General features: G+C 70.5%; 19 protein-coding genes and 1 pseudogene. 5 read left to right on the forward strand and 15 right to left on the reverse strand.

What is annotated here, in order from left to right; all coding sequences use genetic code 11:
• The gene (locus AB0D57_RS21785) at nt 1–2,829 is read left to right on the forward strand and encodes an NHLP bacteriocin export ABC transporter permease/ATPase subunit (protein ID WP_362075186.1); all 2,829 of its coding nucleotides are present in this window, start codon (nt 1–3) and stop codon (nt 2,827–2,829) included.
• 19 nt (nt 2,830–2,848) lie between these two features.
• On the opposite strand, the gene AB0D57_RS21790 is transcribed toward AB0D57_RS21785, so the two are convergent.
• Both AB0D57_RS21790 and AB0D57_RS21795 read right to left on the reverse strand, forming a co-directional pair.
• Nucleotides 2,849–3,385, reverse strand: coding sequence for an SRPBCC family protein (locus tag AB0D57_RS21790; RefSeq protein ID WP_362075189.1), 537 nt, complete (start codon nt 3,383–3,385; stop codon nt 2,849–2,851).
• A gap of 89 nt (nt 3,386–3,474) precedes the next feature.
• Entirely contained in the window at nt 3,475–3,714 is a 240-nt protein-coding gene (locus AB0D57_RS21795) for a hypothetical protein (RefSeq protein WP_362075192.1), read from the reverse strand.
• 121 nt (nt 3,715–3,835) lie between these two features.
• On the opposite strand from AB0D57_RS21795, the gene AB0D57_RS21800 reads away from it, so the two are divergent.
• Nucleotides 3,836–5,335: an MFS transporter gene (locus AB0D57_RS21800; RefSeq protein ID WP_362075195.1), complete on the forward strand. Its 1,500-nt coding sequence runs from the start codon at nt 3,836–3,838 to the stop codon at nt 5,333–5,335.
• Between the two features lie 90 nt (nt 5,336–5,425).
• Here the strand turns inward: AB0D57_RS21800 and AB0D57_RS21805 are convergent, their stop codons facing one another.
• The 7 genes from AB0D57_RS21805 to AB0D57_RS21835 all read right to left on the reverse strand — a co-directional run bounded on the left by AB0D57_RS21805 (nt 5,426) and on the right by AB0D57_RS21835 (nt 14,894).
• Nucleotides 5,426–6,928 carry a phosphatase PAP2 family protein gene (locus AB0D57_RS21805; protein WP_362075198.1) on the reverse strand — a complete coding sequence of 501 codons (1,503 nt, stop codon included), beginning with the start codon at nt 6,926–6,928 and terminating at the stop codon, nt 5,426–5,428.
• Nucleotides 6,929–7,042: 114 nt separating this feature from the next.
• Nucleotides 7,043–8,260, reverse strand: coding sequence for an MFS transporter (locus AB0D57_RS21810; RefSeq protein WP_362075253.1), 1,218 nt, complete (start codon nt 8,258–8,260; stop codon nt 7,043–7,045).
• Between the two features lie 196 nt (nt 8,261–8,456).
• A complete protein-coding gene (locus tag AB0D57_RS21815) occupies nt 8,457–10,346 on the reverse strand; it encodes a DUF2264 domain-containing protein (protein WP_362075201.1) in 1,890 nt (629 codons plus the stop codon).
• 22 nt (nt 10,347–10,368) lie between these two features.
• The gene (locus AB0D57_RS21820) at nt 10,369–11,430 is read right to left on the reverse strand and encodes a LacI family DNA-binding transcriptional regulator (RefSeq protein ID WP_362075256.1); all 1,062 of its coding nucleotides are present in this window, start codon (nt 11,428–11,430) and stop codon (nt 10,369–10,371) included.
• Nucleotides 11,431–11,476: 46 nt separating this feature from the next.
• Nucleotides 11,477–13,126, reverse strand: coding sequence for an extracellular solute-binding protein (locus tag AB0D57_RS21825; protein ID WP_362075204.1), 1,650 nt, complete (start codon nt 13,124–13,126; stop codon nt 11,477–11,479).
• Between the two features lie 29 nt (nt 13,127–13,155).
• Nucleotides 13,156–14,043 (reverse strand): carbohydrate ABC transporter permease, encoded by an 888-nt coding sequence (locus tag AB0D57_RS21830; RefSeq protein WP_362075207.1) that lies wholly within the window; start codon nt 14,041–14,043, stop codon nt 13,156–13,158.
• On the reverse strand, nt 14,040–14,894 hold the full coding sequence (locus tag AB0D57_RS21835; RefSeq protein WP_362075259.1) for an ABC transporter permease subunit: 855 nt from the start codon (nt 14,892–14,894) through the stop codon (nt 14,040–14,042). The genes AB0D57_RS21830 and AB0D57_RS21835 overlap by 4 nt, the downstream gene beginning before the upstream one ends.
• 268 nt (nt 14,895–15,162) lie before the next feature.
• Between AB0D57_RS21835 and AB0D57_RS21840 the strand changes: the two genes are divergently transcribed.
• Nucleotides 15,163–15,351 (forward strand): hypothetical protein, encoded by a 189-nt coding sequence (locus AB0D57_RS21840; RefSeq protein WP_362075210.1) that lies wholly within the window; start codon nt 15,163–15,165, stop codon nt 15,349–15,351.
• 140 nt (nt 15,352–15,491) lie between these two features.
• On the opposite strand, the gene AB0D57_RS21845 is transcribed toward AB0D57_RS21840, so the two are convergent.
• Nucleotides 15,492–15,962, reverse strand: coding sequence for a subtilase-type protease inhibitor (locus AB0D57_RS21845; RefSeq protein ID WP_362075213.1), 471 nt, complete (start codon nt 15,960–15,962; stop codon nt 15,492–15,494).
• Between the two features lie 309 nt (nt 15,963–16,271).
• On the opposite strand from AB0D57_RS21845, the gene AB0D57_RS21850 reads away from it, so the two are divergent.
• On the forward strand, nt 16,272–16,823 hold the full coding sequence (locus AB0D57_RS21850; protein WP_362075216.1) for a hypothetical protein: 552 nt from the start codon (nt 16,272–16,274) through the stop codon (nt 16,821–16,823).
• A 268-nt stretch (nt 16,824–17,091) separates the two neighbouring features.
• Here AB0D57_RS21850 and AB0D57_RS21855 read toward each other — a convergent pair whose 3' ends face one another.
• The 4 genes from AB0D57_RS21855 to AB0D57_RS21870 form a co-directional block, all read right to left on the reverse strand.
• A complete protein-coding gene (locus AB0D57_RS21855; RefSeq protein ID WP_362075219.1) occupies nt 17,092–18,960 on the reverse strand; it encodes an RICIN domain-containing protein in 1,869 nt (622 codons plus the stop codon).
• A gap of 631 nt (nt 18,961–19,591) precedes the next feature.
• Nucleotides 19,592–19,969: a toxin Doc gene (locus AB0D57_RS21860; protein WP_362075222.1), complete on the reverse strand. Its 378-nt coding sequence runs from the start codon at nt 19,967–19,969 to the stop codon at nt 19,592–19,594.
• 3 nt (nt 19,970–19,972) lie between these two features.
• Entirely contained in the window at nt 19,973–20,218 is a 246-nt protein-coding gene (locus tag AB0D57_RS21865) for a hypothetical protein (protein ID WP_362075225.1), read from the reverse strand.
• Between the two features lie 350 nt (nt 20,219–20,568).
• A complete protein-coding gene (locus tag AB0D57_RS21870) occupies nt 20,569–23,661 on the reverse strand; it encodes a glycoside hydrolase family 2 TIM barrel-domain containing protein (RefSeq protein ID WP_362075228.1) in 3,093 nt (1,030 codons plus the stop codon).
• Between the two features lie 253 nt (nt 23,662–23,914).
• Here AB0D57_RS21870 and AB0D57_RS21875 point away from each other — a divergent pair, with 253 nt between their 5' ends.
• Entirely contained in the window at nt 23,915–26,308 is a 2,394-nt protein-coding gene (locus tag AB0D57_RS21875; protein ID WP_362075231.1) for a SpoIIE family protein phosphatase, read from the forward strand.
• 104 nt (nt 26,309–26,412) lie between these two features.
• On the opposite strand, the pseudogene AB0D57_RS21880 reads toward AB0D57_RS21875, so the two are convergent.
• Nucleotides 26,413–26,552 (reverse strand): annotated as a pseudogene (locus AB0D57_RS21880) (RNA-guided endonuclease TnpB family protein); the annotation flags it as partial.

A 26,552-nucleotide genomic window follows, 5' to 3' on the forward strand; every position in this document is an offset into this window, starting at 1 on the left:
ATGACCACGGTTCACGAGGGCGCACGCGAGGGAGATCTCGTCCTCGGCGCGCTCGGCGGTATGGGCACGCCGATCGACTGCTCCGGGCTCAACCGCCTTGATCTGGAAGGCCCGCAGGTGCTGTGGCTCGTCGCGGCGGGCGCCATGGACCTGTTCGCGGTCGACGCCGTGCAGCAGGGCCACTGGCACCACCTCGGCCGCCTCGAAGCGGGCTCGCTGCTGCTCGGCCCGGTCGCGGGGCCCCAGCACACGCTTGTCGGACGGCCGCTCAGGGACTGTGCGGTGCACCGGATCGTGCTGCGCGAGCTGTACCAGCCCGTCGACACCCAGACCTGGTCCTACGACGAGTACGGCAACCCCCAGTACGTACCCCCGACTTCGAGCCCACTGGAGTACGCTCTCGCCCTCGGCGTCGGCCGCAGCCTCTCCATCCTCTTCCAAGCGCCGATGGCCACGGAGAACGCCGCCGCGCTCACCGACGACGACGTCTTCTGGATGCAGGTGCCGCCCGGGAGCGTGCAGTACGGCTCGCTGTACGGCGCGGAGGCCGCGGCCGACCTGCTCATGGACTCGGCGGTCTGGCAGGGCATGGTCGACCAGCAGTACCGACTGCTGGCCACGCTCGACCGCTGGATCGAGCGGGTCGAGGCCGGCCACGAGGACCGTACGGCGGCGGGCATCAAGGCGGGTGAGGCCGTCCGCGCCCAGGCCGACCGGACGCTGCTGGCGTCCATCGGCAAGTCGTCGGCGAAGCGCCCGACCACGGCCGACACGGACGCCTCCTACGCGGCCTGCAAGCTGGTCGCCCGCGCGGCCGGGATCACGCTCGCGGAGCCGTCGCACAGTGGCGCGGAGAGCGATCGGCTCGACCCGGTCGAGCGGATCGCGCTCGCCTCGCGCGTGCGCACCCGCGCGGTGCGCCTCGACGGGCGCTGGTGGCGGGACAACATCGGCCCGCTGGTGGGCCACCGGGCCGTGTCGGGGACACCGGTCGCGCTGCTGTGGCGGCGCGGCGGATACGTCGCCGTACAACCGTCCTCGGGCCGGGAGACGCCGGTCGAGAAGGCCAACGCAGGCGAGTTCGAGCCGCGGGCCGTGATGTTCTACCGCCCGCTTCCCGAGAGCCGGCTCAGTCCGCTGCGGCTGCTGCGCTTCTGTCTCCAGGGCACGGGCGGCGATCTGCGCAATCTCGCGATCAGCGGGCTGGTGACCGTCGCGATCGGCGCGCTGGTGCCGATCGCCACCGGCAAGGTGCTCGGCGAGTACGTGCCGAAGGCCCAGCACAGCCTCATCGTGCAGGTCTGCCTGGCCATCATGATCACCAGCGTGGTGTCGGCGGCGTTCATGCTGCTGCAGAACCTCACCATCCTGCGGATGGAGGGGCGGATCGAGGCCACCCTCCAACCGGCCGTGTGGGACCGGCTGCTGCGGCTGCCGACCAAGTTCTTCACCTCCCGCTCGACCGGTGAACTGGCCAGCGCCGCGATGGGCATCAGCGCGATCCGCCGGCTCCTCGCGGGCGTCGGCCCGACCCTCGCGCAGGCGGGCACGGTCGGCGCGATGAACCTGGGCCTGCTGCTCTGGTTCAGCGTGCCCCTGGCACTGGCCGCGATCGGCATGCTCGTCGTCATCGCGGCCGGGTTTCTGGGGCTCGGCCTGTGGCAGGTGCGCTGGCAGCGGCGGCTGATTGTGCTGAGCAACAAGCTGAACAACCAGGCGTTCCAGACCCTGCGGGGCCTGCCCAAGCTGCGGGTCGCCGCCGCCGAGAACTACGCGTACGCCGCCTGGGCGGGTGAGTTCGCGCGCAGCCGTGAGCTCCAGCAGAAGGTCGGTCGCATCAAGAACCTGACGACGGAGATGGGCGCGGTGTATCTGCCGCTCTGCTCGCTGTTGATGTTCATGCTGCTGGCGGGCCCGGCGAGCGGTTCTCTTTCGGCCGCCGAGTTCCTCACCTTCAACACGTCGATGACGATGCTGTTGACCTCGGTCACCCAGATCACCGGCGCGTTCGTCTCGGCGGCGGCCGCGCTGCCGATGTTCGAGGAGATCAAGCCGGTGCTCGACGCGACGCCCGAGGTGCGGGTGGCCAGCACGCGCCCCGGCGTCCTCTCCGGTGGCATCGAGGCCCGAAAGCTCTCCTTCCGGTACGCCGACGACGGTCCGCTCGTCCTGGACGACGTGTCGTTCGACATCAGGCCGGGCGAGTTCGTGGCGATCGTCGGCCCCAGCGGCTGCGGCAAGTCCACCCTGCTGCGGCTGCTGATCGGCTTCGACAAGCCGGTCTCGGGCAGTGTGCTGTACGACGGCCAGGATCTGGCCGCCCTCGACCAGTCCGCCGTACGCCGTCAGTGCGGAGTGGTGCTCCAGCACGCGCAGCCGTTCACCGGGTCGATCCTGGACTGCATCTGCGGCACCGAGCCGTACACGCCCGAGGAGGCGATGGCGGCGGCCCAGATGGCGGGGCTCGCCGAGGACATCCAGCGGATGCCGATGGGCCTGCACACGATCGTCTCCGGCAGTGGCGCGATCTCCGGCGGTCAGCGCCAGCGCCTGATGATCGCCCAGGCGCTGATCCGCCGCCCCCGCATCCTCTTCTTCGACGAGGCGACCAGCGCCCTGGACAACGAGACCCAGCGCACGGTCATCGAGAGCACCCGGGCTCTCAACGCCACCCGGGTCGTGATCGCGCACCGCCTGTCCACGGTGATGGACGCGGACCGGGTCATCGTGATGGAGGACGGCCGGGTCGCCCAGCAGGGCCCGCCCGCGCAGCTCCTCGCGGACACGGGCGGGCGGTTGCACGAGTTGGTGCGGCGGCAGATGCGCTAGCTACTACCGGGCAGGTCGATCAGTCGAGAACCGGGACCGGGGCGCCCGAGGGGACCCCGGCCTCGACATAGCCGCGGTAGATCTCCTTCCAGGGAGCCGTGGCTCCGGCGTGCGGCCCTTCGACGCGTTCGCCCCGCGCCGTCGCGTCGAGGGCGGCGAGACATACCTCCCAGCCGGCGGCGTTGCGGGCCGCGGTGTTCTCGGCCGCGAGGATGTCGGTGAGCGTGAAGAGCGTGCGCTTCTCCTCGAGTGCTTCGAGATCGAAGCGCAGCTCGTCGCCGCCCCAGCCGAAGGAGAGGTGCCGGGGCGGGTCGACAGCGATGACGTGTCCGGTGGATTCGGCCGCGTGCGGGTCGCCGCTGAACGTGATCGTGCCGCCGGGCCGCAGCTCGATCTCGGGGCGGGACGGGAACCATCCGGCGAGCTCGTCCGCATCGGTCACGAATCGCCAGAATCGGTCGACGGGGTGTTCGTAGGTGCGGCTGAAGCGGACAGCCGAGCGGCCGTCGTCGAGGGTGAGACAGGTGCCGGTGCGGGCGACGGGGTCGACGGGCATGGTGGCTCAGTCCTTCGGGGTGGGGGCTTCCAGGGAGGGGGGTTGTCTTCCGGGGAGGGGTCTTGCGGGGAAGGCTCTTCGGTGGTCCTTCAGCCCGTCGCGCCCCGCCAGTACTCGGGTACCCCCGAGCCGCGGCTGTACATCCCCGTAGCGAGTACCCGTACGGCCGCCGCGAAGCCCGCGGGGCGCGCGCTCACGGTGGGCGGCTCGTGCGCGATCAGCCCGGCCACCGCTTCGGGGTGCCGTACGGCGAGCGGGAGGCCGACGATCGCGTCGGCGCTGTTGCCGAACACCAGCGCGGGCCCGCCGCCGCACACGGTGACGTCCACCTCACACGCCACCACTAGCGAAACTTTGCCGTTTCGCTAGAACTGTTCTAGCCTACCTGTACGAAACAGTTTCGTTTACGTTCCCATTGCCTTTGAGCGACTTCCCTGGAGTGGTTCTCCCATGTCCCAAACCCTGACCGAGGGGGCCCGCAAGGGTTCCGTCGACGCGCAGTCCGCGCCATCGTCGAAGCGGTGGTGGATCCTCGCGATCATCGGCATCGCCCAGCTGATGGTGGTTCTCGACGCCACCATCGTGAACATCGCCCTGCCGTCCGCCCAGGCGGACCTCGGCTTCTCCGACGGCAACCGGCAGTGGATCGTCACGGCCTACTCCCTGGCCTTCGCCTCCCTGCTGCTGCTCGGCGGGCGCATCGCCGACCTCTTCGGCCGCAAGCCGGCCTTCCTCGTCGGTATCGCCGGTTTCGCCAGCGCCTCCGTGCTCGGCGGCGCCTCCACCAGCTTCGGCATGCTGGTCACCGCACGCGCCCTGCAGGGTGTCTTCGGCGCGCTGCTCGCACCCGCCGCGCTCTCGCTGCTGAACACGACGTTCACCGACGCGAAGGAGCGCGCCAAGGCGTTCAGCGTCTACGGCGCGATCGCCGGCGCGGGTGGCGCGATCGGGCTGCTGCTCGGCGGCCTGCTGACCGACGCGCTCGACTGGCGCTGGACGCTGTACGTCAACATCGTCTTCGCGATCGCCGCCTTCGCCGGCGGCTGGATACTGCTGAGCAATCGCCGGGACGCGGCGAACTCCAAGCTGGACCTGCCGGGCACGCTGTTGGTCTCCTCCGGTCTCTTCACCCTCGTCTACGGCTTCTCCAACGCCGAGACACACGACTGGAGTTCGCCCCAGACATGGGGCTTCCTGGCGGCCGGCGGCATTCTGCTGAGCGCGTTCGCCTGGTGGCAGACCCGGGCCGAGCACCCGCTGCTGCCGTTGCGCGTACTGCTCGACCGCAACCGTGCCGCCTCGTTCGTCACCGTGCTGATCACCGGCGCGGGTATGTTCGGCGTCTTCCTCTTCCTCACCTACTACCTGCAGCTGAACCTGGGCTTCAGCCCGACCAGAACCGGTGTCGCCTTCCTGCCGATGATGGCGGCCCTGATGGTCATGGCGCAGGTCTCGACCACCGTCCTGGTGCCGCGGATCGGCCCCAGGGCCGTCATCCCGGCGGGCTTCGCGATCGCGGTGGCCGGTATGGCCTGGCTGACCGGCATCGGTGTCGGCTCGGACTTCTCGACCGCCGTGCTGCCGCAGTTGCTCCTGATCGGCGCGGGCCTCGGCATGGTGATGCCGCCCGCCATGTCGCTGGCCACGAGCGGGATCGCGGTCGAGGACGCGGGTGTCGCCTCGGCGACGGTCAACACCATGCAGCAGGTGGGCGGTTCGATCGGCACCGCGCTGCTGAACACGCTGGCCGCGAGCGCTGCGACGAGCTACCTGTCCGGCAAGGACGCGACCGACAAACTGGTCCAGGCCCAGTCGACGATCGAGAGCTACACCACCGCCTTCTGGTGGTCCGCCGGATTCTTCGCCGCGGGCGCGTTGATCACCTTCCTGCTCTACCGCCGCGGCACCGAGGAGCCGGACCCGGACGCCGTACGGGCCGTTCACATGTGAGCGTTCCTAGAGCGAGGGGCCGCCGTCTGCAGGGAGACGGCGGCCCCTCCCGCGTCCGCGGTGGCGGGCCGTCGCGGCGGCGAGGCGGGCCTACTGGACGACCTCGCTCCGCGGTACGGCGGGCCGGTACACGACCAGCGCGCGCCGCTCCTTCTCCAACCTCAGCCTCGATCCGGGCGGCGTGGGCGCGACTTCACCGTCGTAGGCCGGCGCGTGCGTGCCTCCGAGCTCCTCCAGCTCGACCCAGGAAACAGCCTCGGCGCTGTAGACACGGGACCGGCCGAGCGCCCCGGCGAGCGCGGAGACGACGACGCGGGTGCGGGCGAGGCGGTGGTCACCGTCGATCAGGCGCAGGTCGAGCAGGCCGTCGTCCAGACGTGGCCGGAAGGCGGGGGCGAAACCCTCGGGTTCGTAGCGACCGTTGCCCGCGAAGAGCAGCCACAGGCGTCGGTGGCGGCCGTTGACGTGCAGTTCGATGGGGGTAGCGGTGCGCAGGACGCGGACCAGGGCGACGGCCGCCGCGGGCCACTTGCCCCACCGCTCCTCCAAGTGTTCGCGCATCCGGACGAGCTCGGGATACAGGCCGATGCTGAAGGTGTTGAGGAACGGCACCTCGTGTCCGGCCCCCGGCCTCGCCACACCGACGTCCACGCCCACCGCCTCGCCGCGCTCGACGGCGGCGGCGGTGTCCTCGAAGTCGGCCGCGCCCAGGTCCTGGGCGAAGTGATTGAGGGTGCCGCCGGGAAACACCGCGAGCGCGAGCTCCCGCCCGGCCGCCGCACGGGCGGCGGCGTTGACGCTGCCGTCGCCCCCGCACACACCCAGCGCTCCGCCCGCCTGCGCGGCCCGGTCGACCGCGCGGGCGAGCAGCACGGCGAAGTCGTCGTCCGGGCCCCGCTCGATCAGCTCGGCCCGGGGCAGCAGCCCGCGCAGCCGCTCGGCGGGCGGCAGCGGCGCCGCGGGCGTCCCCATCCCGGCCCGGCTGTTGACGAAGACGACGAGCCCCTCGCCGCCGGGCAGCGTGGGCGCGGGTGCCGAGGGCGGCCGTTCCCGCTCCCGGAGCGCCGGGCGGGGCGGCCACCAGCGGCAGGTGAGCGCGGCTGCCCCGACGCCGATCGCCGCCCCGGCCAGCACGTCCGCGGGGTAGTGCACCCCCACGTAGACACGTGAGAAGGCGACCGCGGCCGCGACGGGCGCGACCAGCGCGCCGTATCCGACGGACTCCAGGGCGACTCCGGTGGTGAAGGCCGCGGCCGAGGCGGAGTGCCCGGAGGGGAAGGAGGTGGTGTGCGGCTGCCGGGTGAGATGCCGGATCGGCGGTACGAGGTCCAGCAGCGGACGGGGCCGCCGGGTACTCCACTTCACGACGGTGTTGACGGTCAGCGAGGCCAGCGCGAGCGAGCCGACGCCCCGCAGGGCCGCCCGTCTGGCCGTGCGGCCCCCGATGACGGTGAGGCCGGCCGCCGCGCCCAGCCACAGCCGTCCGTGATCGGCGGAGTGGCTGAGCCGCCGCAGCGCCGGATCGGCGCCGGGCAGCCGCGCCGCGGCCACCCGAGTGAACAACCGCTGGTCCCACTCACCGAGAACACGCATGCTCCATCGTTACGACGCCACGCCCGTGTCGGCATCCCGTACGACTCGCACCGGCGTCGGCACTGCTCCACCGGTCGCACGCACGGCCGACCGGTTCGGCGCGGAGTACGAGCGCTACCGCTGGGCGGTGCCCGGCCGGTGGTCGTGGCTGCGCCCCTGACGCGGCTCCGGGTGGCGGGGCAACAGCACGATCGACGCCACGGGGATCGCGGCGAGGACCAGCCAGGGCACCGCGGGTGGCAGTCCGGTGTCCAGCAGGGAGCCGGTTCCCGCGCTGCCGACGAGAACGATGAGGCCGGAGACTGAGGACATCGCACCGGTGTAGAGACCGAGCCGGCCGTCGTCGGCGAGGTCGGGCACCCAGGCGCGGGCGGCGGGCGCGACAAGCATCTGACCGAGGGTGAGCAGGACGACGAAGCCCGCCGCGGGCAGCAGCCCCACCGTCCCCGTCGACGCGGCGGGCCGGGCCACGGCCACCACGCCGAACCCGGCACCGATGAGCAGCAGCCCGGCCGCCATGCACCGGCGCAGGTCGAGCCGGTCCGCGACCAGGCGGGTGACCGGCAGCTGGGCGGTCACGACCAGCAGGGAGGACAGCGCGAACAGCCAGGCCAGCGGCGCCTGAGAGCCCGCCGCGCGCTCCACCTCCTCGGGCAGGATGAGATAGAGCTGGTTGTACGCGAGCAGATAGGCGCCGTACGCACAACACAGCGCCAGAAAGCGGCGGTTGCGGGCCAGGGCGCGGAAACCTCCCCCGCCCGTCATCCGTATCCGGCCCGGTATGTGCTGCGGCAGCAGCCACGCATGCCCCGCCAGGACCACCACGAAAACAGCCGCTCCGGCGAGGCAGACCGCGCGGAAGTCCACCGCCAGCAACAGCGCACCCAGCAGGGGCCCGACGAACGCGCCGGCCTGGCCCGCCACGGTGAACAGTGCGAGGACCCGCCTGCGGGACCCGCCACCGTCCTGTTCCCAGGCCACGGCCTGCCGTGCGACCTCCGACTCCACGGCGGGCGAGAACAGCGCGGCCGCGAAGCCGATCAGGACGACCGCCCCGATCACCGCCCACGTGTGAGCCGCGTATCCCAGCCAGGCGAACCCCGCGATCCGCAGCACGCACCCCGCGAGCACCACGGGCCGCACCCCGTACCGGTCACTCAGCCAGCCACCCAGCACGAACATCCCCTGCTGACTGAACGTCCGCAACCCGAGCACCAGCCCGACCAGCCAGCCCGTCATTCCGATCGCCGTGCCGAGGTGCTCGGCCAGGAAGGGCAGCACGGCGAAGAAGCCGATGTTGAAGGCGAGTTGGGTGAGGATCAGCAGGCGCAGGAGAGGGGGACAGCTGCTTGCGGGTGCGTTCGCGCGGGGCGGGCTTCGACTGGGTCACCGTTCTTTTGTCGAATATCCGCACCTGCACATCATATGCATGAGGAGATACCCCTCCGACCGACCCCGGACAGAGCTGAGGACGACGACGTCCGACCGGCCCTGGACGCCGCGACGACAACCACCGCCGCCCTCACAGCTACCTCAAAACCTCCTGCTCCGCCCCGTCCGGAAAGCGGACGACCACCCCGCCCTCGGCCGTTGCTCGGGCGCTCGCACCGGCGATCTCGAGGTCGGCGCCGAGCACCACCAAGGTGACGAGGAGATGGACGCCGCCCGGGTGAACAGGCAGCAACAGATGGGGAGTTGCCGAGTACTCCCCGTAGGCGTTGGCGTCCCGGGCCTGCGCGACCGCGCCGGGACGCACGCCGTCCCAGCCGTGCAGCGCGACCACCGCACTCGTCAGCCCGTCCGGGCGCCGCGCCCGCGCCCACCCGGGCCCCACGTCATGCGCCAACGGCCCGGAGTCGTCGGCCAGCGCCCACCCTCCTTCCCGTACGGCCGCACCACGCGGCCCCGCCACCCGGTGCACCCGGACCTCCCACGCCCCGTGCACCACGCTGGTCGTCTCGATGCGATGGTCCGCGCCGGACAGGCTCGCCGTGTGCCATGAGGCGGCGCGGCACCCGGCCGCGCCCAAGGGGTGGATCCGGCCGCGGCGGGACGCCGTGCCGTCCGCCGCGACCAGCGCGATGTGGTTGTCGATCCCGGCCCCCACGGTGTCGGGTGCGCTCGCGCTGGCGTACGCGAACTTCGCGTAGTGCGGACTGTCCTGCGCCTCGGCCGGTGGCGGCGGCAGCCGGTCGCTGCCGTGGTTGACCAGCCGTACGACACCGTCGGCGGCCGTCGAGTGCAGCAGCCAGCCCGGGGCGGGCAGCGCAACGCAGCGGTCGGCCGTCTCGACAGGGCCGGGTTCCTCGGGAGCCGTCCACACGGGGTGGTCGGCGGGAAGCAGCAGACCGAGGAACGCCTTGCTCGCCCAGTACGGGGAGGCGGGCCCGGAATAGCGCTGGGTGACCGGGAGATGGGGGCGGTACCAGCCCAGGGACAGGAGTCCCTTCTCGTCGGGCACTCCGCGTTCGGCGAAGTGCTTCAGGGCTCCGGAGGCGAGCCGCCGGGTGAGGCCCGGTGACAGCGGGGTCGCGTCGGCGAGGGCGCCCGCCCACAGGGGGGCGGTGGTCGCGAAGCGGTAGGTGAGGGAGCGGCCCTGGTGCACGGGTGCGCCGTCCGAGCCGAAGAAGTACTGGTGGCTGCCCAGGAATTCGCGCAGCCGGGCACGGTGCAGCGCCACCAGCTCCTGGTCGGCCCGCGCTCCCGCGACGCGCGCCCACAGCACCGGGTACAGGTGCAGGGCCCAGGCGTTGTAGTAGTCGAATTTGCGGCCGTCGCCGTCCGTGTACCAACCGCCGCCCCGGTACCAGTCCCCCAGCCGCGCCAGTCCCGCGTCGATCTCGGCGCGGCTGTGCGGGGCGCCGACCGAGGCGAGGAACTCCTCGGTGATGACCTGGAAGAGGCGCCAGTTGGAGTCGTTGACCGTCGCGCCGATGAACCCGCTCAGCCAGTCCACGACGCGCTGGCGGACGCGGTCGTCGAGGCGGTCCCAGATCCAGGGCCGGGTCTCGTGCAGCGCGATCGCGACGGACGCCGCCTCGACCATCGGCTGCCCCCGGTCGGTGATGGGCGGCCATCGGTCCGCACTGTGCGGGTCCGTGCCGGCGGCGAGTCCGGCCGCGTACCGCTCGATCAGAGCGGGGCTCACCTGTCCGCCGGAGCCCGCGATACGGAAGGCGGCGAGCAGGAAGGAGCGTGCGTAGCCTTCGAGACCGTCGGACCAGGGGCCGGAGTGACTGGCCCGGCCCGGCAGCCGGTACTGGGCCAACTCCGGTGACGCGTAAGGGACCAGTCCGTCCAGGAGGTGGTCCGCCGTGGCCTCCCAGTGGGCCCGGGTCCAGCCGGTGACGGGTGAGTGCGTGAGGTCGGGGGGCGGCAGGTGTGTCGGGGCGGTGGGCGACACATGCGGCAGGGTCATACGGGGGTGGATCCTCCGTCTTCTAAGCCCCGGGCGGGGGCGGCTGAACGCTGTCGCGTACGACGATGTGAGTGCCGAGCAAGTGGTGGGCGCCCGCCGCGTGTTCGGTGTCCCGCAGGGCGATGCGAACAGCGGCGCGGCCGAGTTCCTCAGCGGGGGTGCGGACGGTGGTGAGCGGTGGGTTGAAGTCCTCGGCGAGCGGGATGTCGTTGTAGCCGACGACGGAGATGTCCTGGGGCACCCGCAGCCCCGCGTCGGCGATGGCCCGCAGGGCTCCGGCGGCGACCATGTCGTCCCCGGCGAAGACCGCGGTAAAGGGTGCCCGTACGTCCTTGTCGCCCTTGAGCAGTTCGGTCATCGCGCGGTGCCCCGCCGCGCGGCCGAGCCCGCAGTCGACCACATGGGCGGCTTCGGGTCCGAGACCGTGTTCGGCGAGCGCGGCCCGGTATCCGGCGACGCGTGCGTCGAGGGCCGTGTTGCCGGGCAGGCCGCCCAGGAACACGATCCTGCGGTGGCCGGCCGACAGCAGGTGGCCGGTGATGGCGCGGGCGCCCGCCTCGTTGTCGAACTCGACGACGAGTGCGGGGATGTCGGGGTCGGGCGCGGGCCGTCCGCACAGCACGAGCCGCGCACCGGAGGCGGCGAGGGCCTGCGCATAGTGCGCGACGCGCTCCCGGTAGGCGTCGTCCTCGACGACCCCGCCGACCAGGATCACCAGCCGGGCGCCCTCCTCCCGCATCAACTGGACGAATTCCAGTTCGCGCCCTGGGTCGCCCCCGGTGGTGCCGACCAGGCAGAGCCAGCCTCGGGAGGCCGCCTCCGCCTCGACGCCCTCGGCGACCTGGGCGTAGAAGGGGCTGGTGACCTGGCGCAGGACGACGGCGACCATCTTGCGGCCGCCGCCGACCAGGGCGCGGGCGTGCGCGTTGGCGACGTAGTCGAGGTCGCGGGCCGCGCGCAGCACCCGGGCCCTGGTGGACGCGGGCACCGGGTAGTTGCCGCTGAGCACCCGCGAAACCGTGGCCATGGACACTCCGGCCCGCTCGGCCACCTCGCGGATCGTGACCCGGCCCTTCGACGTCATCTCGTTCCCCATCCCCCGCGCCTTTCCCTCAACCGGCCCCGCCACCTCAGGTGTTGGCGGCGTAGTCCTCTGCGAACTCCTCGGCCATTCTGTCGCCGCCGCGGGCCCGCCATTTCTTCGCGGCCGCGTCGAGCTCGGACAGCGGCACGCGGCCCGCGATGACGCCGGTGACGGTGTCGTCCATCAGCGCCCGGAGCGTGGTGCCCTGGGAGGTGTAGGTCGGGGACTGCAGCCCGAAGGAGGCGTTGCGGATGGCGACCGGCACCACCTTCTGCTGCCAGGCGTGCAGGGCGCGTACGGCGTCGGGCATCCCTGGCACGAACAGCACCTGCGGCCCTTCGGCGAGGTACTTCAGCGGCAGGTTGGTGTTGTTCTCGACCTTGCCCAGCTCGGTCGCCTCGGGCGAGCCGTCCTGGCCGCGGGTGAAGTGGGTGCCCTCGACGCCGTAGTGGACGAGTTCCCACTCCTTGCTGCCGAAGGGCGCGGCCAGGTAGTCCAGGATGCGCAGCAGCAGCTCGACGCGTTCCTTCTTCGCCTTCTTCAGGATGGTGTAACCGAAGGAGCGACGGGCCGCGACGATGCCGCCGGGCGTGCCGTCCACGCTGTACGGCAGTGCGGCGGCCGGGGTCAGCAGTCCCTTGGAGTCGAGGTACTTCGGCAGATAGCCGCCGAACCCGTCCTGCATGGAGCCGACGGTGCCGTTGAGGAAGAGGGTGGTCAGGTCAGGCTGGGACAGGGAGGTGGCGTCGGGGTGGTAGGAGCCGTTCTTGCGCAGCTGTGCCTGGTAGGCGACCGCGGCCTTGTAGCGCTCGTCTCCGTAGTTGGGGCGGAAGGTGCCGTCCTTGTCGACGGCCCAGCCCTGCGGGGCGTTGTGCGCGGCGGAGTGCACCGCGTTGCCGAAGAGCGAACCGTTCGCCGCGCCGAGCGCGTACTTCTTGCCGCTGGTGCCCTTCTTGGCGACGGCGGCGAAGTCCTCGGCGGTCCAGCCGTCCTTCATCCCGGCGTCGGTGAAGAAGCCCTGGTTGACCCAGAGGGTGGAGCCGGGCAGCGGGCGTTCGAGGGGGATGCCGAATATCTGCCCGCCGATGCGGCCCATGTCGCGCCAGGCGTGGGCGGGGATGTTGGCGAGGTTGGGGTAGTCGGCGATCGCCTCGCCGGACAGGTAGGGAGTGAGGTCCTCGGCCCTGCGCTGCACGAACTGGGCCTCACGGGGCAAGGTGAAGCCGGAGAAGATGTTGATGATGTCGGGCAGATCGCCCGGATCACCTGCCATCACGGTGGCCATCTTCTTCTGGTAGTCGGCCTGCGCGATGATCGTGTACTCGATCTTCACGCCGAGGGCCTTCTCGACGGCGGCCCAGAACTTGTTCGCCGAGGCCGGCTTGGGCGGCGTACCGAAGGTCACCGACATGACCTTGACGGTGGAGCCGTCGCCCGGTGTCCGGGAGACCGCGGTGACCAGGTCGGAGGGGTAGGTCGGGTATCCGGCCTGAACCCCCGCGTCGGTGGGAGCGAGATCGGGCTTCGGTCCGGAGAACGCCTTGTAGGCGGGCCAAGGGGCGAGTTTCTTGCCGGCGTTGGAGACATCGCCGTCGTCCGAACCGGTCGAGCAGGCGGTGAGCACGCCGGGCGCGGCGAGTGCGGCGCCGCCGACGGCGATCGAGCGCAGCAGAGTGCGCCGGGACAGGGAGGGCATGGGAAACCGACCTTTCCTGGTGGCGGGTGTCAGCTCTTGATGGCGCCGGTGAGCACGCCCTTGGTGAAGTACTTCTGAAGGAAGGGGTAGACGAGCAGGATCGGCACGGTGGCGATCACCAGGACCGCCATCTGTACGGTCTGCGGCGCGTTGACGGTGGCCTCGCCGACGGTGGTGTCGGTGAGTCCGGAGCCGGCCACCACGTAGGTGCGCAGCACCTGTTGGAGCGGCCAGTGATCGCTCTCCAGGTAGAGGGACGCGTAGAACCAGGAGTTCCAGTAGGCCACCGCGTAGAAGAGGCCGACGACGGCGAGGGCGGCCTTCGACAGGGGTATGACGACCGCCCACAGCACCCGCCAGTCCCCCGCGCCGTCGAGCCGTGCGGCCTCGTACAGCTCCTCCGGGATCGCCTGGAAGAAGCCGCGCAGGACGACGAGGTTGAAGACGTTCACCAGCACGGGCAGGATCAGCGAACTGTACGAGTCGAGCATGCCCAGCTCTTTGACCAGCAGAAAGCCGGGGATCATGCCCGGCGGGAAGAGGAAGGTGAACAGGACAAGGAGCAGGACGGGTTTGCCGCCGAAGACGCCGGGGCGGGACAGGGCGTAGGCGAGGGTGACGGTGCAGGCGAGGCTGAGCAGGGTGCCGATGAGGGTGACGCCCGCGCTGACCCCGAGAGCGTGGGTGACGATGCCGCCGTCGAGGATGTCGCGGTACGCCTGGAGCGTGGGCTCCTGCGGCCAGAGCACCCAGCCGCCGTTCGCGACGACCTCGCGCTGGGAGGCCAGCGAGGTCGACAGGATGACGAGGAACGGTACGCAGACCAGCAGGACGACGATGACGAGGGCGACGGCCTTGGCCGCCTGGGTCACGGGCTTCGGCTTCTCCATCCAGCCGGGCCGTGCGTGGGCGCTCACTTGTAGACCCCCTGTTCGCCGAGGCGGTGGGCGACCTTGTTGGCCGCGTAGACGAGCAGGGCGCCGATGACACCCTTGAACAGGCCCGCGGCGGCGGCAAATCCGTAGTCGCCGCCGACGATGCCCTGGTAGTACACGAAGGTGTCGATGATCTCGGCGGCCTGCGGGCCGACCGCGTCGCGCTGGAGCAGCATCTGCTCGAAGCCGACCGAGAGGATCTCGCCGAGCCGCATGATGAGCAACAGCACGATCACCGGGCGGATGGCGGGCAGCGTGACGTGCCAGAAGCGGCGCCAGGGGCCCGCGCCGTCGATGGCGGCGGCCTCGTACTGCTGCTCGTCGACCTGGGAGAGCGCGGCGAGGAAGATGATCGTGCCCCAGCCGGCGTCCTTCCAGACGACCTGGGCGACCACGAGCGGCTTGAAGGCGTCCGGGTTGCCGATGATGTCCACGGTGTGCAGGCCCGCGTCGCCGAGATAGCCGTTCACCATGCCCGTGTCGCCCAGGACTTGCTGGAACAGGGCCACGACGATCACCCACGAGATGAAGTGCGGCAGATACGCCACCGACTGCACGAAGCGGCGGACACTGCTCCAGGTGAGGCTGTGCAGCAGCAGCGAGAGAGCGAGCGGGACGGGGAAGTAGAAGACGATCTGAAGGACCGCGATCCAGAGCGTGTTGAGGACCGCGTCCCAGAACTCTCCGTCTTCGAACATCCGTTGGAAGTTGCCGAGACCCACCCAGTGGCTGCCCCAGATGCCGTCGAAGGGCACGTAGTCCTTGAACGCGATGACGTTGCCGAGCAGCGCACCGTAGTGGAACACCAGGAAGTAGGCGAGCCCGGGGAGCATCAGCAGGAACAGCGCCCAGCTCCGCCTGCTCTGAAAACCTTTTCGCTTCGTACGAGCGCCGGGCGGGCGACGACGGGAAGGGGTCGCGGTCGTCTTACCTGGGCGCTCCCGTAGCAGCGCTGCCACGGAACCTCCTCACCTCTGGCTGTCGGGTGAGGGGAAGTTAAAACGTTTTCAGAGCCGGGTCAACACTTCTGACACAACTCGGAGTTGCCCGTGAAACGATCGAGGCTCGGGTGGACGACGATCCGGAAGTGGAGGCACGTACGTGAAGTTCGTACTCGAAGTCGACCTGGAGGAAGCGGGCTGGGGCGCTGAGGCCGCCCAGGAGTTGGGGCGGATCCTGCGGTACTGGGGCGGGAACCTCGACCACTACGCGTTGAAGCCCGGGGACGGGTCGGTCGTATACGACTCCGCTTACCGCGAGGTGGGGCGCTGGTCCATCGCGTCCGACTGATCCCGAGGGCCGGCCGACGGCCCCACTCCGTCAGGCCGGCCCCCGGTGCGAGATCGCCCGGCGCACCGCTGCGGGGGCTCGCACTCCCCAGCTACGCGCCCTCGGTCAGTCGTTCACAGCGGCCGTGCGATCCCGGTCCCTCAGAACGTGAAGACGGTCGTCCCGTAGGAGTTCTTCACGCACTCGTTCGCGAAGGTGCGCTCGTAGGCGACACGCTTGCCCTGCCAGACACCGGCGACCGTGACGACCACCGGGTCGAACTGCTTCGTGCACATCGCCCCGTCTCTGACGGTCAGGGCGTCGAGGTCGCCGCCGGCTCCACGGAGTTCGGCGCAGGCCCGGGCGGCGGCCGGGTGGGTGCCGGAGGCGGTCGGGACGCAGTTCAGCGTGACCGCGCGCTCCGGAGTGACGCCGGCGGCGCTCTGGCCGTGGCCCGTGGTGAGCACCAGGGCCGAGGGGGCATAGAGCCCCGAAGGGGCGGACACCGGGGCTTGACCCGGGACGCCACCCGAGGCTTCGGCCGGGGCGGCGAGGGCGGCCCCTCCGAGGGGTCCGCAGACGGCGGCGGCCGTGAGGGTGAGAGCCGCTGCCCAGCGTGCGGTGTTCGGCATTGTGTGCATCCTTCCGCTCGATCGAATGCGGTACCGGCTCGGTCGGATGCCGGTACGGCGAGCGCGAGTCTGCCGAGTCCGGACCGGAAACACACATCGACCCGACGCCTTTCGGTAACTTTGAGTATTGAATCACTGGCGTGAAGTAACGAAATTCGAACGTTCAAGCCCCGGAACTGAGCGGTCGTTGATCGTCGGGAGTCTCCTCCTGGCCGGTTTCCCACGGCTCGGCAATCGTCCTGAAACATTCCGCTTCAGCCCAGGGCGGACCCTCTTGCCCATCCCCCGCTACGGAGTAATGGTGATTACATGATTACTTCAGACCAGCGAGAGAAGCTGCGCGGCTGGTTCGCCGGCCGCCTGCCCGACGATCTCTTCGAGAGCCTCGCGGAGGTGACGGTCGACCGCGAAGAGATCACTGTCGTCGGCCGTATCCCCGAGCCCCGGCTCGCCGAAGGCGCTTCGGACACCGAGAAGGAGGCGGCCGTCCAGGCACGTATCCAGGAATTCCGGGAACGCACCCGCGAGGACCGCGTCGCGGTGGCACGCGAGGCGGAGCACCACTTCCGCAAGAAGGTCTCCTGGGGTGTGGAGTGCGGCGACGAGCGCGCCCTGTTCACGCACATCGCCGCGCCCGTCATGACCCGGCTGCGCCAGCCCGAGCGCCAGGTCCTGGACACCCTGATCGCCGCCGGCGTCGCCCGCAGCCGCAGCGACGCCCTCGCCTGGTGCGTCCGCCTGGTCCAGCGCCACACCGACGAGTGGCTCACCGAGCTGCGCGACTCGCTCGAACACGTGCAGCGGGTCCGGGCACAGGGACCTGACACGGAACCTCAGGGCGCGCCGACGCACGAGGAGTGAAACAGCCCCCGCCAGGGGCGCTGCACCCAGACCCCCGCCTTCGCCCGAAGGGCTCGTCCTCAAACGCCGGACGGGCTGGATCGTGCCGGGCGGCGCTGGATGGTGCCGGGCGGCGCTGAAAGGTTTTCAGCGCCGGGTCGCAATCTTTCAGCCCGTCCGGCGTTTGAGGACGAGGCCGTTCAGGCCGAAGCGGGGGTCTGGGGGCGGCAGCCCCCAGGTACGGATGGGACGGGTAGGGGCGGCGAGGGCGATAACCCCACCTGGACTGCTACAGCCCCCCTTCCAGAGCAAGGACCGGGAGTTGGACGGGCAACGCGAGCCCGGACCCCGGGCTCGTCTCGTCGCCGGCGGTCACAGAACGGGGCTCCCCGTAGTTCTCCGGCTCGGACGCCACGCCCGTCGGCTGCCCGGCCGTACTGTCGGCGGACGGCGGCTCAGTGACGTGCCGCGTCGACGCACTCGCCGTCCCCGCGACCGACAGCGACTCGGGGCTGGCCGACAGGGAGTCGGTCTGCCATCGCTGTGCGTCGGAGCCGTCCCGGACCTTGACTACGATGTCAACGCCCGGATCGGTGGAAGTGGGCGCGAGCGCCAGCCCCTCGCGCGACCGGGGCAGCAACTCGCCCCGCACTGTGAGGTCGTAGCGCACGTCGCCGCCGCGCACGTCGCTCCGCGCGACGCAGCGGTCCAGGAAGACGACACCGTCCGCGGCGTGGGAGTCCAGGCACAGTTCAGGGTCGGCGATGCTGCGCAGCAGACCGTCGTTCTCGTACGACCACTTCTGAGTCCAGGCCGACGAGCAGACCGCCAACTCGGTCTCGGCACCGGACTTCGCCTCGCCTCCCCGGATGTCCAGGCACAGGTCGGCGTCAAGGTTGCGCAGCCGGGTCTGCTCGGTGTTCGTGGGCAGTCCGGCCGAGGTCGGCGGCGACGACGTGGCGGACGGGTCCGTGGAACCGGGCGTCGGGGAGGTGGTGCGGCTGCTCCCGACGCCCGTGGAGGCGGCGGGCTCGGCGCCGCCGTCCTCGTGGGACAACAGGCTGACGGCGAGGACGCTCACGACCAGCACGGCCGAGACCGTACCCGCCCCTGTGATCAGGGCCTTCGACGGCCGCTGTGCCGCCCCGGTCCGGCGGCCCGGCGTGGGCAACCGGACCAGCAGACGGTGGCGCCCGCCGCTCTCCTGACGTCCGCCACCCCGGACGCGCCCGCCGCCCCCGAACCCTCCGCCACTCCCGACGCGCCCGCCGCCGCCCTGGTGCCTGCCGCCGAACGCGGAACTTCCCCGAGAGCGCACTCCCTGCGGCGCGCGCCCCTGGCGTGCCTCGAGATAGCGACGCGCGCCCCAGCCGAGCACCGCCTCGGCCAGCAGAAGGCCCAACCCGCCCTCGAAATGGCTGAGCTGCTCGGCCGCGTAACGGCAGTAGCGGCACTCCGCCAGATGCCGTTGGACATCCGGCAGCAAGGCGCCGCCACGGCGGATCGGGACGTCCAGCAACCGGTTGTAGAAGCCGCATTCCTTGGTCGGCGCGAGTTCCCGGTGGGCGCGCACACAGCCTTCGCGGAATTGTTCCCGGGCCTGCTCAACAGCGGCCGACGCGATGTCGGCATCCATGCCGGACAGACCGGCCGGTACGGATATGTGTTCGGCCTCGACCTCGGTGTGCCACAGCAGGCACTGGGCGAGTGGCGGGAGGGCCTGGAAAGAGCGCTCGGCGAGCTTCCGATTTTCGGCTGTCATGGACTTCGCCGCCCGCATACCGCGCCCCCCGGCGGGTTTCCTCAGGTCCGGCAGAACACCGGATATTCGGTCCTCCGCGGACCACTGCCTGACGGTGTCCCTGGCCGCCACGAGGAGTTGGGGTCGCAGGGCGACTCCGGACCCGCCGCGCGTCAGCCGGTCGAGCACCTGATGGAAGGAGGTCGCGGCAACCATCGAGGCGACGTTCACCGAAGAAGCGAGGCAGATGACCGAGTAGTCGTACGTCGGCTGCCAGTGCCGTGCCATCAGCAGTGCGACGGGGTGCGCGGCCTCGCTCTCCGGCCGGCCTCTGAGTTGGGCGGCGAGGCTTTCATCGGATTCCCCGGGGGCGCCGCCGGGAGGATAGGAGGGACGAGGGGGGTGGGGGGTGGGCACAGAGCCGATTCCTTCCACAGTGCAAGGGGTCGCACAGAAGTTCTTGACCGCCGAAAAGGAGCTGCCGCTCGGTGTGCTCGGTGCGTACCTTTTTGACGGTTCGCCGGGGAAACAGCCGGGGGCGGGGGCCGTACGACGACCTTCGACCAGGAGCCTTTTGAGCTCGTCGACAGTCCGGAATAAACGAACAGCGATTCCATACCCGGCCATTGACCACGCGCAGTAAGTTCACCCTTGCACAACACACTCATGGCCAACAAGGCACTTGAGCAACATCCGTATGTTTGAAATATAGTCAGACACTGCGTCAACTCGTTTGACTCGTACCGGCTTTCGAAATTCTATGCGCCCAGTGTGAACCGCGCGCTCGCACCGGAGCCCATCGCACACTCCCGGCGCGCGGAACTCCGCAGTCCACTGGAACCGGCCCTTCTCGGAGGCCCCGCGCAGGACGGCGGCTCTCCCGCGCGAAACCGGCCGCCGGCCCCGTTCCCCCTCCCTGGGCCGGCGGCCCCAGGGCGGTCGAGGCACGAACCGCGCAGCCGGTCTCAGATCCGCCGCGATCGGAGTCGATCTGTCGCGATCGGAGTCGGATCCGCCAGGACCGGAGCCAGATCCGCCAGGACCGGAGTCAGATTTGCCAGGACCGGAGGCGGTCGGCCGCACCGTAGACGTCCGTCTTGCCGTCGATCAGATCCCGGGCGAGGTCGACGAGTGCCCCGTACGGCGGATCGATCCCCACGCCGCTGGCGAACATGTACGCCACCGCCGCCGAACAGGCGAACCGGGCGTTGGACGCCGGCAAGGGCTTCAGCAGGGCCAGGGTGTGCAGGAGAGCGGCGGCGCGCCAGGCCGGGTCGGAGTCGACGCCGAGGCGGGGCGGGTCGACGCGATGTCGGGCCACGGCGGCGACCAGGGCCGAGAAGTCATTGACCGTGGGCTGGTCGGGCAGCACCTCCTCGTGGCGCTGCAACAGCCAGGGCACATCGATATGGATGACGGGAGCCATCGGTCAGGCGGCCCGCCCCTCACCCTTGCCGGGCGGTTCGTCCTCCGGGAAGGCGGCGGCGAACTCCTCGGCGTGCGCCGCGAAGAACCGGCGGAACACTTCGGCGCCCTCCTGCAGCGCCCGGTGCCGCACGATGTCTGCGGCGGCCGCTTCGCGCACCAGGGCCTTCATCGACGTACCGCGCTCCTTGGCTATCTGCCGCAGGTCCTCTAGCTCGCGGTCGCTGAACTCCACATTCAGAGCTGGCATACACCTACGGTACCGCCAGGGTACTTACCCGTAAATATTCCCTGCTCAAGAGGCATGCACAGCGGTACCGGCGGCGGCCGGCGGGTATCAGCGGCTCCGAGCCGGGGAGGACCTCCCTGGGGTTGCCGTTCACTTTCCACCGACACGCTACCTGAGACCTACATCACATTTCGCGCGTCGCGCGTCACATTCCGGCCCGTTCTCCCCTCGCAGACGGCGAGCAGGTGTCCGACGTCTACATCGTCACCGATCCCGAGAAACTCACTCGCGTACGGCGGGACGAGGAGGCCCGCGACCGAGGAGGGGGAGCACGCACCCCCACCCCGGTTGCGCAGGAGCAACGGCTGTCCTCAGCCGACCGGCACCTCCAGGCGACTGATCCCCAGCCCGCCGGCGGCGGAGCCCGGGTGGCCGCTGGTCATGACGAGCCGCAGCCGTGCGCCGCGTACCGCATCGAAGGTGATCACGGTGGGGGCGTCGGACCCGGTCGCCCAGTCGACGGCCGTCCCGGTCACCGGCACATACCGCTTGCCGTCCCACACCGCGACCTCGACCGAGGCGGGCAGGGCGTGCGTGGCGTCGGCCGTGAAGGAGACCTCGACGCGGTCGACGGTGCGGGGGCGAGCCCAGGTGATCGAGACCCAGTCCTTGGGCCGAGCCCCGTTGAAGGCGGGCAGCAGGGCCGTGGCCGACTTGTAGAAGGCGTTGGACCAGCCGGTGGCCGAGTCGCCGTCGAGCATGGCGGCGGGCAGGGTGTCCGGACGACCCGAGTAACTGGCGTCCGCGTGTGGGTAGTCCGGGGCCGCCGGGTAGTCGGGGCGGAAGGCCGACGCCCGAGTGGTCGCCTTCGCCCCTGCGGGAGTGGTGCGTACGGTGACGGAACCCGAACGCAGGCCTTCCGCGCGGGCGGTCACCTTCAAGGTGCCCGCCTTCGTGCCGGACCGCACGATCGCGAGTGCCTTGCCGTGGAAGGCGGTTCGCGTACTCGCCTGATAGCGCTCGGCGCTCTCTTCCTGGCCGTTGTCCAGACCCGCGAGCGATCCGCCGTCGACGTCGAACGCGATCAGCTGATCGGCGTCGGGCACGACCACACCTCGGGCGTCGACCACCTCCGCGGTCACGAAGACCAGCGAACGGCCGTCGGCCGCCGTCGACTTGCGGTCGGGAGTGAGCCGTATCGTGTGCGGCGCCCCGGCCGTGCGCAGGGTGTCGATGGCGACCGTACGGCCGTCACGGCGGGCGACCGCCTTCAACTCGCCCGGCTCGTACGGCACTTTCCAGGTGAGGTGGAGCTTGCCCGCGCTGCCGTTCGGGCTGGTGTAACTGCCCGGATACGGGCCCGAGGTGAACGTCTTGTCGTCCCCGGTCGCCTCGGTGGTCTCCAGATAGGTACGGCCGTCGGTGGTCTTCTTGGTGTCGAACTGCCTGGTACCGAGGGACTTTCCGTTGAGGAAGAGCTCCACGGTGTCGACGTTCGCGTACGCCCAGACCTCGACCGTGTCGCCCGGCTCGTGGTTCCAGGTCATGGGCAGCAGATGGACCATGGGCTCGCTCGTCCACTGGCTCTTGAACAGGTGGTACATGTCCTTGGGGAAGCCGGCCGTGTCCACCGCGCCGAAGAACGAGGCCTTCACCGGGAAGACGTCGTACGGCGTGGGCTCCCCGATGTAGTCGATGCCCGACCACAGGAACTCCCCCGCGAACCACTTCCGGTCCCGGTCCTTCTTGTGCCCGTACTCCCCGCTCATCGTCCAGGACGCGAGGTTGTTGTCGTAGGAGGACGTCGCCCGTCTGCCGGAGGTGTGGTTCTCGCCCGTGTTGAGATGCTCCGGCTCCTCGTACGTGCCGCGCGTCGAGGTCTCGGACGACGACTCGGACTCGAAGAGAAAGAGGTGCGGATAGGCGGCGTGCAGGGCGTCCACCGACTTGGCGGTGTTGTAGTTGAGGCCGAGCCCGTCCAGCTTGGCGAGCATGAGGTCGGCCGCGGAGCCCTTCGTGGGGAGGCGGCGGTATTTGTCCGAGCCGATGACCAGCGGACGGGTGTCGTCCGCCGCCCTGATCGCGTCGATGACCCGGTCTGCCATGGCGAGCCCGGCGGTGGACGTGGAGTCGGGGACCTCGTTGCCGATGGACCACAGGACCACGGCGGGCGAGTTGCGGGCCGCAAGCACCATCTCGGCGGTGTCCTTCTCGCACCACTCGTCGAAGAACCGGCCGTAGTCGTAGGTCGTCTTGCCGGTGCGCCAGCAGTCGAACGCCTCCACCATCATCACGATGCCCAGCTCCTCGCAGACCTGGATCATCTCGGGCGAGGGAGGGTTGTGGGAGGTGCGGAAGGCATTGACGCCCATCGACTTCATGATGGTCATCTGTCGGCGCACGGCGTCGATGCTGATCGCTGCCCCGAGCGCGCCGAGGTCGTGGTGCAGGTCGACGCCCTTGATCTTGGCGTAGCCGCCGTTGAGGTGGAACCCCTCATCCGGGTCGAAGCGGAACTGCCGGATGCCGAAGGGGGTGCGGTAGGTGTCGACGATCTCGCCGCCGACGCGCAGTTCGGTCTCCAGGGTGTAGCGGTGCGGGGTCGCGAAGTCCCACAACTTCGGTTCGATCACGGTGAGTTCATGGGTCTCGGTGTGCTGGTCGCCGACGGTGACCGTGGAGGCGGCGCGGGCGACGGTACGGCAGTCGGCGTCGACCACCTTCGACCGGACCTGCACGTCGCTCGCGCCGCCCGACTCGTTCACCACGGTCGTTCGGACCCGTACGACCGCCTTCGTCTCGGTGATGTCCGGCGTCGTGACATAGGTACCCCACCGCTGGACGTGCACCGGTTCGGTGACGACGAGGCGGGCCTCGCGGTAGATGCCGCTGCCCGAGTACCAGCGGCTGCTGGGGAGTTGGTTGTGGACCTTGACCGCGATGACGTTGTCGGTGGTGCCGTCCGTGTACAGCAGGTCGGTGAGGTCGAAGGCGAACCCCGTGTAGCCGTAGGGGTGGCGGCCGACTTCCTTGCCGTTGCAGTAGACGTACGAGTCCATGTAGACGCCGTCGAACTCCACGGAGATCCGCTTGCCGGCCAGGGCGGGCGGCAGGGTGAACGTGGTGCGGTACCAGCCGAGGCCACCCGGGAAGAAGCCGGTGCCGCTGGTGGTGCCGTGGTCCGTGGTGGGTGTCTGCTCGATGCTCCAGTCGTGCGGGACAGCGATCTCGCGCCACGCGGAGTCGTCATGGCCGGGCTGTGCGGCGCCCTCGTACGCGCCCGTGGGATCGGTGATCCCGCCCGGATTCACCAGCGCGAAGCGCCAGCCGTCGCGCAACGCGACGGTGCGTCGGCCCCCCGCCCGCCCAGGGGAAGCGGCCCAGGCGTCGGAGGCACCCAGGAGGGCTCCGGCCGCGGGTGCGGAGGTTCCTGCGATCAATACCGATCTTCGAGTGACCGTCATGGCGACTCTCCCTCATCAGGACCCATAAATCATCACAACTGATCGTGAACAAACAGATTCTGACGGTGTGACACACACGGCCGTCAAGGGTCCGGCACTCACTTCCGCCTCAGAGATCACATCGGCCTGAAACCGTCGTGCCCATGCGCCCCATCCATAGCCCGTGCCCCGGGTGCGGAACGCGCCCACGCACTAGGCTGGAACCCGAGTGACGCGCTTGACCACTGTGAGTGTCCGCAATGGAGTGGCGACGATGAGCCCGGTCCACCCCCTCGACGAGGCCGCCACAGCACGGGCTGTCATCGACGAGAACGGCACCCTGCTCCACTGGAGCGAAGGGGCCCGCCGTCTGCTGGGCCATGCCCCCGAGGAGGTCGAGGGCCGACCCGCCGCCGATCTGCTGGCCGCGGGGTCGCCCGTACCGGCCGAGCCGCCGGTACCTCGCGGTATGCACTGGAACGGCACCGTTGACCTACGGCATCGCGACGGGCACACCGTGTCCGTGTGGCTGCTCGCCCATCACCGACAGCCGAAGCGGGGCAAGCGCGGCGACTGGCTCGTGGTCACTCCGCTGGAGGCCCCCGAGCGCCGCCCGCTGGGCGATCCGCTGGCGACGGCCGTGCTGGCGCAGTCCCCCTGCGCCACGGCCGTCTACGACGAGCGACTGCGGCTGTACGGGGTCAACCGCGCCATGGCCGACGCGATCGGTCTGCCGGGAGAACTCGTCCTGGGCCTCAGGCTCTCCGAGATCGGCGGCAAGCCCGAGAGCGAGGAGCTGGAACAGCACCTTTACGAGGTGCTCGCCTCCGGAACCGAGCGCGACGTGGAGACGAGCCTGCGGACGGGCGGCGAGGACCACGCGCATGCCTGGCTGGCGCGGCTCTCGCCGCTGGTCGACCCCGAGGGCCGGGTGCGCGGCGTGTGCCTGGCCGCGCACGACTTCACCGCGCAGTTCCAGGCCCGCGAGCGCCTGCAGCTGGTCAACGAGGCGAGCGTGCGGATCGGCAGCACCCTCGACGTCACGCGAACGGCCCAGGAGCTGGCGGACATCTGTGTGCCCGCCCTCGCCGACTTCGTCAGCGTCGACCTGCTGGATCCGCCGGAGCACGGCGGCGAACCCCACACGGACCCGCCGACCGCCCCGATCACCCTGCGCCGCACCGCCCATCGGTCCGTGAACCCGGGCTCCCCCGAAGCGGTCGTCAACCTCGGACAGATCGACGTCTACCCCGCCACCTCACCGCAGGCGGACTCCCTCACAGCCGGCCGGACGATCGTGGCGCCCGACGCCACCACTTCGCTGGCCGAATGGCTCTCCTGGGACAAGGTGCGCGGCTCACGCATCGCGCAGTACGGCATACACGCCACCATGTCGGTGCCGATCCAGGCCCGCGGCCAGACTCTCGGCGTGGCCGTCATGACACGTTTCCGGCGCCCCGACCCCTTCACCCCCGACGACGTGCTGCTCGCCGAGGAAGTGACGGCCAGGGCCGCCGTCTGCATCGACAACGCCCGCCGCTTCACCCGGGAGCGCGAGACCGCGCTCGCCCTTCAGCGCAGCCTGCTCCCCCAGTCGCTGCCCCGGACGGCCGCACTGGAAGCGGCCTCGCGCTACCTTCCGGCGGCGCGAGCCGGGGTGGGCGGCGACTGGTTCGACGTGATCCCGCTGTCCGGGATGCGTGTCGCCATGGTCGTCGGCGATGTCGTCGGGCATGGCATCCAGGCCTCCGCGACCATGGGACGGCTGCGCACGGCCGTCCGTACGCTCGCCGACATCGACCTGGCCCCGGACGAGCTGCTCACCCACCTGGACGACCTCGTGCTACGGCTGTCCACCGAGGCCGGAGCCGAGGGCATCACCGGCGAAGTCGGCGCGACCTGCCTGTACGCGGTGTACGACCCGGTGTCGCGGCGCTGCACCCTCGCCCGGGCCGGGCATCCACCGCCCGTCATTCTCCCGCCGGGCGGACCGCCCAGGGAGATCGACGTCCCGGCCGGACCGCCGCTGGGCCTGGGCGGGCTGCCGTTCGAGTCCGTCGAGCTCACCCTTCATGAGGGCACGGTGCTCGCCCTCTACACCGACGGTCTGATCGAGACCCGCGGGCGGGACCTCGACACCAGCCAGCAGCTGCTGCACCACGCCCTGGCATGGTCCGCGGACTCCCTGGAAGGCGCGTGCCACGCGATCCTCCAGGCCCTGCTGCCCGTCGGCGGGGCCCAGGACGACGTCGCGCTGCTGGTCGCCCGCACCCGCGGGCTGGACCCCTCGCAGGTGGCGACCTGGGACATCCCCGCGGACCCCGCCCTGGTCGCGCCGATCCGCAAGCAGGTCGTGGACCAGCTGGACGCCTGGGCGCTGAGCGGGGCGACGTTCACCGCCGAACTCGTGGTGAGCGAACTGGTCACCAACGCTATCCGGTACGGCGAGCCGCCCATACGGCTGCGGCTCATCCACAACGCCGTGACCCTGATCTGCGAGGTCTCCGACAGCAGCCACACCGCGCCGCATCTACGCCGGGCCAAGACCTTCGACGAGGGCGGGCGCGGGCTGCTGCTGGTCGCCCAGCTCACCCAGCGCTGGGGCAGCCGCCACACGACCGACGGCAAGACGATCTGGGCGGAGATGACGCTGCTCGGCGAGGTCTGACGGACGGGGCGGATGGTGCGGCGTGTCAACGACCCGGGAATGAATTCCCGGGCTTGCGGCTCGTGACCATCACTGGCGGTGATGGGTCCGGCCACGTCCAGAACTCACGCGATGAGCGTGAGTTCAGGGACCGCTGACTGGGCCCCGCGGACCCACGCCATCCACCCGCGGTGGGCGATGTTGTGGGACGAGTTGCGGTCCGCGTGATCAACGAATCCGCAGGACCGGCAGGCGAACCGGGCTT

The sequence above is a fragment of the Streptomyces sp. NPDC048275 genome, assembly GCF_040652275.1.
Lineage (GTDB): Bacteria > Actinomycetota > Actinomycetes > Streptomycetales > Streptomycetaceae > Streptomyces.

Bases quoted from the DNA above. Each gene is read 5' to 3' on its own strand.
- AB0D57_RS21835 (WP_362075259.1), bottom strand. From the start codon at position 14,894: ATGCTCCCCGGGCTCGCCTACTTCCTGGTGTTCCACTACGGTGCGCTG.
- AB0D57_RS21860 (WP_362075222.1), bottom strand. From the start codon at position 19,969: ATGGCTCCCGTCATCCATATCGATGTGCCCTGGCTGTTGCAGCGCCAC.
- AB0D57_RS21875 (WP_362075231.1), top strand. From the start codon at position 23,915: ATGAGCCCGGTCCACCCCCTCGACGAGGCCGCCACAGCACGGGCTGTC.
- AB0D57_RS21790 (WP_362075189.1), bottom strand. From the start codon at position 3,385: ATGCCCGTCGACCCCGTCGCCCGCACCGGCACCTGTCTCACCCTCGAC.
- AB0D57_RS21865 (WP_362075225.1), bottom strand. From the start codon at position 20,218: ATGCCAGCTCTGAATGTGGAGTTCAGCGACCGCGAGCTAGAGGACCTG.
- AB0D57_RS21845 (WP_362075213.1), bottom strand. From the start codon at position 15,962: ATGCCGAACACCGCACGCTGGGCAGCGGCTCTCACCCTCACGGCCGCC.
- AB0D57_RS21815 (WP_362075201.1), bottom strand. From the start codon at position 10,346: ATGACCCTGCCGCATGTGTCGCCCACCGCCCCGACACACCTGCCGCCC.
- AB0D57_RS21850 (WP_362075216.1), top strand. From the start codon at position 16,272: ATGATTACTTCAGACCAGCGAGAGAAGCTGCGCGGCTGGTTCGCCGGC.
- AB0D57_RS21870 (WP_362075228.1), bottom strand. From the start codon at position 23,661: ATGACGGTCACTCGAAGATCGGTATTGATCGCAGGAACCTCCGCACCC.
- AB0D57_RS21805 (WP_362075198.1), bottom strand. From the start codon at position 6,928: ATGCGTGTTCTCGGTGAGTGGGACCAGCGGTTGTTCACTCGGGTGGCC.
- AB0D57_RS21800 (WP_362075195.1), top strand. From the start codon at position 3,836: ATGTCCCAAACCCTGACCGAGGGGGCCCGCAAGGGTTCCGTCGACGCG.
- AB0D57_RS21825 (WP_362075204.1), bottom strand. From the start codon at position 13,126: ATGCCCTCCCTGTCCCGGCGCACTCTGCTGCGCTCGATCGCCGTCGGC.
- AB0D57_RS21820 (WP_362075256.1), bottom strand. From the start codon at position 11,430: ATGACGTCGAAGGGCCGGGTCACGATCCGCGAGGTGGCCGAGCGGGCC.
- AB0D57_RS21785 (WP_362075186.1), top strand. From the start codon at position 1: ATGACCACGGTTCACGAGGGCGCACGCGAGGGAGATCTCGTCCTCGGC.